General features: G+C 58.1%; 6 protein-coding genes. All 6 read right to left on the minus strand.

The features are described 5' to 3' along the window. Positions 1–82: 82 nt before the first annotated feature. Complete coding sequence (locus tag V3W31_07440; protein MEE9614770.1) at positions 83–1,378, minus strand: peptidoglycan DD-metalloendopeptidase family protein; 1,296 nt, start codon at positions 1,376–1,378, stop codon at positions 83–85. A 202-nt stretch (positions 1,379–1,580) separates the two neighbouring features. Further along, positions 1,581–3,071 (minus strand): hypothetical protein, encoded by a 1,491-nt coding sequence (locus V3W31_07445; GenBank protein ID MEE9614771.1) that lies wholly within the window; start codon positions 3,069–3,071, stop codon positions 1,581–1,583. A gap of 264 nt (positions 3,072–3,335) precedes the next feature. After that, positions 3,336–4,604, minus strand: a complete 1,269-nt coding sequence (locus V3W31_07450; GenBank protein ID MEE9614772.1) for an endonuclease Q family protein — start codon at positions 4,602–4,604, stop codon at positions 3,336–3,338. A gap of 54 nt (positions 4,605–4,658) precedes the next feature. Then, positions 4,659–5,426: an enoyl-ACP reductase gene (locus V3W31_07455; GenBank protein ID MEE9614773.1), complete on the minus strand. Its 768-nt coding sequence runs from the start codon at positions 5,424–5,426 to the stop codon at positions 4,659–4,661. Between the two features lie 333 nt (positions 5,427–5,759). Further along, complete coding sequence (locus V3W31_07460; protein ID MEE9614774.1) at positions 5,760–6,734, minus strand: polyprenyl synthetase family protein; 975 nt, start codon at positions 6,732–6,734, stop codon at positions 5,760–5,762. Between the two features lie 152 nt (positions 6,735–6,886). After that, positions 6,887–7,388: DUF2400 family protein (locus tag V3W31_07465; protein MEE9614775.1), on the minus strand; the 502-nt coding region annotated here is incomplete at its 5' end.

Below are 7,388 nucleotides of genomic sequence, written 5' to 3' on the forward strand. Positions count from 1 at the left end.
AAAGTTTTTGAAAGGAGTTTGAGGGAAACTTTTTACAAAAAGTTTCCCTCAAGAAAATACCCTCAGGCGGTGGTTATTTGGGTCAGTTGAGCGGGGTTTTGGGGGAGGCTACGGAGGCCAGGACCGCTTCTTTGCGCGAGAGTTTTTCGACTACCTCGTCTCTCAGGGCCGCGAAGCTATCCATCTCCTTCTTAGTGAGCGACCTTCTCGCGGACGTCTTGACCTTGAGCGGGTTTACCTGTTTCCCCCGGACCTTCACCTCGTAGTGGAGGTGCGGCCCGGTGGAGAGGCCGGTCGAGCCGACGTTGCCGATGACCTGGCCCTGCCGGACGCGTTTCCCTTTCCTTATCCCCTTCTTTATCCTCGACAGGTGGCCGTAGGCCGTGGTGTAGGTGGCGTTATGTCTTATCACGATGTACTTGCCGTAGCCCTTCTTCCATCCCGCGAAGAGCACCTTGCCGTCGCCCGAGGACTCTATGGGAGTGCCGGTGGGGGCCGCGTAGTCCACGCCGTGGTGGGGGCGGTACTTTTTCAGGATGGGGTGGTAGCGTCCTTTTGAAAAATGGCTCGATATACGGCGGTAGCGGAGCGGGGACTTCAGGAGCGTCCTTTCGAGCGACTTGCCCTTGAGGTCGTAGTAGCCTCCCCTTCCTTTTTCGTCCTTGAAGTATACGGCCGTGAACTTCTTCCCGGCGTTTACGAGCTCCGCGCCGAGCATGCGGCCCGACCTGACCGGAGCCTCCTCGACGTAGAGCGTTTCGTAGAGGAGGCCGAAGTCGTCCCCCTTCCTTATGTCCGTGGCGAAGTCCACGTCCCATGCGAATATATCCGAGAGCGAGAGGATCACGCCGGGGTCCGCCCCGGCCCTCACCCCGGCGTCGAAGAGAGATGTCTCTATGGTGCCGTAGGCGAAGGTCTGAGCGGTATGGTGGGGCACCTCGAAGGCCGAGGCCGTAAAGCCGCCTTCGCTTCTCCTTAGCCGGATCCCCTCTACCTCGCCGTAGCGGTACTCGGCGCCCTGCACGACCCCGTCGCGCGTGACCACCTTGAGCGTATCGCCTTTATTTAGGCGGCGCAGGTCGTAGAACTCGTCCGCCGTCCTGGCCATTGAGAGTATCTCTTTAGCCGGCACGTGGAAGGAGGCCATGATGCTGTAGAAGGTATCGTTGCCCTTAACGGTGACTTCGCTGACGTCGAGGTTGACTGCGGGGAGGTTTTCTTCGGGCCCCGCTTCCGTCCGGACCGAAGCTTCAGACGATGGGGGCGTGGAGATGGTGATGGAAGGGTCCTTGCCGGACGATGCCTCGCGGCTTGAGAAGACCGTTATGTATGCTACGGTAGAAAAGGTGAGGACGACCAATGCGGCTAAAAGCTGCAAGAAAGGTTTTTTCCCTTGCGGGAGCCTACTTTGGTTTACCCTTCGGTTTACCTTCAATCGCTAACCTCTCCGGAGTTGAATTTCATAAAATATATAATAGAACCAATGCGTTGTCAAGCCTTTTCGCACGTAGAGGATTAGCAATTTCCCGGACAGGGGCTTTTTTGTTTGTGAAAAGGGGGGTGGTGTGCGGAGGATGGGCTTATTCCTTCCGTATCAGGCCGGTGAGTGAAACCAGAGCCAGCGTTGAAGACAGCCATCCCAAAAGTATATGAGCCCACAGGTATATGCGGAACAGCCAACCCCAGGGCCTGCTTGCATCCGGAAGCCAGTAGTTTTCCTGATGTAGGTTCACAAAGGGAACAAAGGTGTCTATCGAGTAAGAGAGGGGGCTTAAGACAGGATAGGTGGGCGGCACCGTTCCGTCCTCTTTGAATTCGGTGCTCATGTAGACGCGTTCCTTGGAAGGCTGCATCACCTTCAAATCGTTTGCGCACCAGAACATGCCCCAGCCCAAAATAAGCATGGGGAAGATAAAACCTAAAATGACCCTCCTTGTTCTCCAGCCATAGCGGATTGTACCCCCCAAAAACCAATACCACAGCTTTGTTATCCGCGAAAGCTCCCCGTACTTACGCATATCATCATTTTTAGCTATCAGCACGTCGCGGGCATCCTCCTCGTGCCCCATCCCTCGGAGCACCTTTGCCAACTGCTCATATGGCTGGGGCTTGAATGGTTCTGGCAGCTGAAGGCCTATCCACCTAAGGCGTTCCTCCGCGCTTTTGGGCGTGTCGTCCGGTGCAAGCGCACCATATTCAAAGCCGTCGAGTGCGAGCTTCCCCTCTTCGGGCCAGCTCTCCTTATTGTCCGAAAGCTGGCCCACGTTCGCGTGCATAAGATCGACAACTCCCGCGGGCCTTTCTTTGGTCCGCCAGAAAAAAACGCCCTTGACCGTCATGTTCTCGGCATTGAGCGTAACGCCCTTTTCGTTTTCAAAGGTCCCATCGATACAGGAAAGGTCCCCGCCTATCTCCGCGCCGAGAAGATTCACCTCGCCCTTTGCATGAAACTTATCTCTCAAAAATACGTCGCCCATGGTCTTCATGCCGTCGGCATTGAGCGCATAACCGTTCTCGTTTTCAAAGGTCCCGCCAATGCAGTCAAGGTCCCCTTCTATATCCGCGCCAAGGAGCCGCACCTCGCCCCTTGCGTGGAAGCCGTACCTCAAAAACACGGAGCCTCTGGTCTTCATGCGGTCGGCCGAGACAGGGCCGGTATGGCTACCCTGAAGGCTCAAGGTGCGTGTCTCCGCGTCACGCAGTATAATCGCTTCCTTGACAGCACAGTAGTCTAAAGTTAAAGGGTGCAGCAGGGTGGCGGCTTCGAGGTCGAGCACCCCGGTAACCTTCGCGCCCGCGACTTGAACGCCCTTATAGTGGACAAGCTCCGAGGCACCTTTGTCCGTGCAGAGCCAGGCGAGGAGCTTTGCGCGGATATTGCGTTCGGGGCTCCAGTTGTCGGAGTTCTCGGGTTTATCATGACCGGGATCTTTGGGGTCGAGCTTCCGGCGGTCGGCAAACTCCCCCTTTTCGGCCGCTTCGAGGAGTGCCTTCTCCGCCTCGGTCTTAAGGGGCTTCAAATCCTTCGGCAGGATAGCTTCGAGTTTGGTTTTATTTTTTTTGAGCATCACGTGTAAGGCCGGGTTGAGTTATACACCGGCATATCGGACATTTAACAATGGAGGGGGCGTAAAGTCAAGGGAGAGGAAGAATCAGGGAGTCAGGGATTTAGGGATTTAGAAAAAAACTCCCCCCCACCCCAATCCGTGTGTCCGCTGACACCTCCCTGGAGGGGAGAGGAGATTAAAGAACGAGGTTGCTTCGGCCTCCGGCCTCGCAATGACAGGGAGGCAGGGCGGGGAAAGGACGGAGTTATTGTAGCGCGTCACGCGCCCTCAAAATAATCCCATCTGGCTTGGCCCAACGGGTTTTGGTTCTTCGGTCTTGCCGAATATCTTTACCTTTCCGAACTCGCCGTCGAAGCCGGGGCTTATGGACAGCTCGCCGCGCCTTACCTTCACTATGGCCTCGGCCACCCGAGGCGGGGCTATCTTCTTAAGCTCTTCCTCTTCCATGTCGAGCAAGACCCTGAACTCGCTACCGCCGGAGTCGATTATGCGCTTATACTCCTTTTCGACCCCCTTGGTGTTGACCCCGCGGCCGAGCACCTCGGCGATTATCTCCTGGAGGGGCACCATGTGGCGCGAGGGTACGGCGTTTTCCGGGACGAAACCCTCGGGCCTGTCTGCGAGTTCCTCGACGCGGCTCATGACCCCGATTGTAACCCCTTTATTACAGACCGGGCATTTTCCGTCCGCCTTACGGGTCTCCTCGGGCGAGAGGAGCACGCCGCACTCCCGGTGGCCGTCGTAGTGGTACTTCCCCTCCTCGGGATAGAACTCGATTGTATAGAGGAATTTTTTTCCATTCCTGCCCTCCCCCTTCAGGACTTTCATTATCTCGAAGTAGTCCCTCTCACAGTCGAGGACGTTGGCCTCCCTGCCGAGCTTTGCCGGGGAGTGGGCGTCGGAGTTGGAGATGAGCGTTATGTCGTCGAGTGCCGAGAGCCGCCGGTTCATCTCCGGGTTCGACGAGAGCCCGGTCTCTATGGCGTGTATGTGTTTGGAGTGGTCCCCGAAACACTCCTCGATGGAGTCGAAGCCGGACTTGCTCCCGAATATCGAGAACCACGGGGTCCAGGCATGGGCCGGGACGAGCATGCAGTCGGGCGAGGCGTCGAGCACTATCTTTATAAGCTCCTGCGAGGAAAAACCGAAGATGGGGCGGCCGTCCGAGGCGACGTTACCGAGCCGGGCGAAGGTTGTGTTCATCTTGCCGACGGCCTCGACCGACGGAGCGAAGATAAGGTTATGTATCTTCCTCGTCCTTCCGTCCTGGCCGTAGATGCAGCTCACCTCGGAGGTGAGCATGAAGCGCGTTGCCGAATCGTCGGACTCCTTGCCGTTTAAGACGAAGAGGCCGTTACCGAGCGGGGCGAGCTTTTCTTCGATGGAGGCGAACTGCGCGGGGTGGGTGAAGTCGCCTGTGCCGATTACGTCTATCCCCTTACGCGGGGCCCAGAGCGCCAACGAATCGAGCGTCATCTCCCGGCTCGTGGCGCGCGAATACTTGGTGTGGATGTGGAGGTCGGCGACTATCTTCATGGAGACGTGGTTGGTTAAAGGCAGGGACGAACGACGGACAGAGGGTAACGGCCTTCACACCCCGATGGTGCTAAAACCGGCGTCGACGTGGATCACCTCTCCGGTAACGCCGCTTGCGAGGTCGCTCAGAAGGTAGAGGGCGGTCCCGGCCACGTCTTCCTGCGTGACGTTCCTCCTAAGCGGGGCCCTTTCCTCGACTATGCCGAGTATGTCGTTAAATCCGGAGTTACCCATTGCGGCGAGTGTCTTGATGGGGCCCGCGGATATGGCGTTGACCCTTACCCCCTCGGGGCCGAGGTCGGCGGCGAGGTAGCGTACGCTCGCTTCGAGCGCGGCCTTGGCCACGCCCATGACGTTATAGTTCCGTATGACCTTCTCGCTCCCGAGGTAAGTCATGGCTATGATGCTGCCGCCTTCCCGCATAAGAGGACGGGCGGCGCGGGAGAGAGCTACCAGAGAGTAAGCGCTTACGTCCATGGCGAGGCTGAAACCGTCCCTCGACGTATTCACGTACTCGCCCTTCAACTCCCCCCTCTTGGCGAAGGCCAGCGAGTGGACGAGGAAGTCGAGTTCCCCCCACTCGCTCTTCAGTACATCGAAGACCGTCCTTATCTGGGCGTCGTCGGTTACGTCGCAGGGGAGCACCAGCTTCGAGCCCATGCTCTCGGCGAGCGGGGCCACCCGTGAAGCGAGCTTCTCGATGGCGTAGCTGAAGGCGAGTTCGGCGCCCTCTTTATGAAGCGCCTGGGCGATGCTCCAGGCGATACTCTTTTCGTTCGCAATACCGAAGATTATGCCTTTTTTACCTTCGAAAAGCCCCATAGAAAAACCCTCCTTTTAGCACTGCGGGTATAACCTACCATTATCCGGGAAAAGATTCAACAGTTACTTTCCAACGGGTAGCGTAAGGTGTCGTGTGTAAATAAGCTTTCTTCCTTCATACCCGGTGCCACTAACGGCCGTTCAGAAAGTGAAGCACCCCTTCGACTTCGCCCTTCGATAGACTCAGGGCAGGCTCAGGACAGGCCCTTCGACTTCGCTCAGGACAGGCATCATGGTGCCGGCGCGCCGGGGAACTCCCCGCCAGGGGTAACGGGCCTGTGGTATCAAGGGGTATTGAGGTGGGCGGGGAGAAAGGGGGGGAAGAAAAAAGGGTCAGCTGGGCCGCTCTATCACGTAGTCCGCGACGGCCAGGAGCGCCGCTCTTCGGGCGTCGGGCTCGAAGATATCGAGACTCTTCCTGGCCTCCTCCATGTGGGACCTCGCCCTGTCGAGAGTGTACTCGATCCCGCCATGCGCGTTTATGAGCCCCATAACCTCACGGAGAAGGACGCTGTCCAGCTCGTCGGCCTCTATGGCCCTCTTTATGACGGCCCTCTCTTCGGATGAAGAGTCCCTGTACGCCTTTATGAGGGGGAGCGTCACCTTGCCCTCCCTCAAGTCGTTCCCCACGGCCTTGCCCAGATCCTCGTCGTTCGAGGTGTAGTCGAGGCAGTCGTCGGTAAACTGGTAGGCGAGCCCCACCTCCAGGCCGTAACGCGCCAGTGCCTCCTCCTTCTCCGAAGAGACCCCGGCCACGATCGCGGCGAGACGGGCGGAGGCGGAAAAAAGCACCGAGGTCTTCCTGGTTATAACGTCGAGGTGGTCCTCCTCGCTCGTCTCCACATCCGAATGCCTCAAGAGCTGGAGCACCTCGCCCTCGGCCATGACGGTGGTCGTATGCGCCAGGACCTTGAGAGCCCGGAGGTCCCCGTAGTCCACCGCGTTGAAGAACGCCTTTGAGAGGAGATAATCGCCGACCAGCACGCTCACGCCGTTGCCCCATATGGCGTTGGCCGAGGCCGCACCCCTCCTCAAGTCCGCGTTATCCACCACGTCGTCATGGAGGAGTGTGGCGGTGTGAAGGAACTCGACGACCCCGGCAAGCGGTATGTGACGCTCGCCGCCGTAGCCGCAGAGCCTGGCCGAGAGTAGAAGTATCAGGGGCCGGAACCTCTTGCCTCCGCTTGAGAGGATGTGCTCCCCGACCTTCCTTATAAGGGGAACATCCGAGGAAAGGTTCCTCCTGAACTCTTCGTCGACCCTGCTTATGTCGTCCTTTATGAGGGCGAAAGCTTCCTGAATGTGCATAACCACGCCGCTTTACACTTTCCTTTATTTCCAGTATTCCCAGTATTTCCTTTATTTCCGTTATTTCCGTTATTTCCGTTGCCGCACCCCGGATGGTATCCTACCCGGCCCCGGCCTGTCAAAGACTTTTTCTCTTCCGGCAGCCGGCCCCCCTACAACACGCAGACCCCTTTTATCATACAACTTTCGCACTTTATCGGGTCGCGCCTCGTAGGACACTCATCGAGGATGCCGAGCCTCGATAGCGAAAAGTCGTACTTCGTCGGGTCGAGGGGGTCGAGTTTCCTGAGGGAGTCCGTAACCTCCTCGGCCATTGCCCAGTCCGCGGAGTTCCTGGAGGTAAGGCCGAGGTAACGAGATATCCGCGCTATATGCGTATCGAGCGGGATTATGAGCTTCGAGGGGCTCACGCCCTTCCAGAGCCCGAAGTCCAGCCCGTCGCCACGCCTGACCATCCACCTGAGAAAAAGGTTAAGACGCTTGCACGGGCTCCGCCCCTCGGGGGACGGGAAGAGGAACCTCACGCCCGCCCCGGAAGGAAGGGAGGGAAGCGGACCGGGGCCGTATATGCCGTCGGTCTTAAGCCCGAGCGCCCTCTCGGAAAAGGAGATCAGGGCCTCTTTGACGCTCTTGTCTTCGGGCGAATAGCCCTTC

This window comes from Thermodesulfobacteriota bacterium, from assembly GCA_036482575.1.
Taxonomy (GTDB): domain Bacteria; phylum Desulfobacterota; class GWC2-55-46; order GWC2-55-46; family JAUVFY01; genus JAZGJJ01.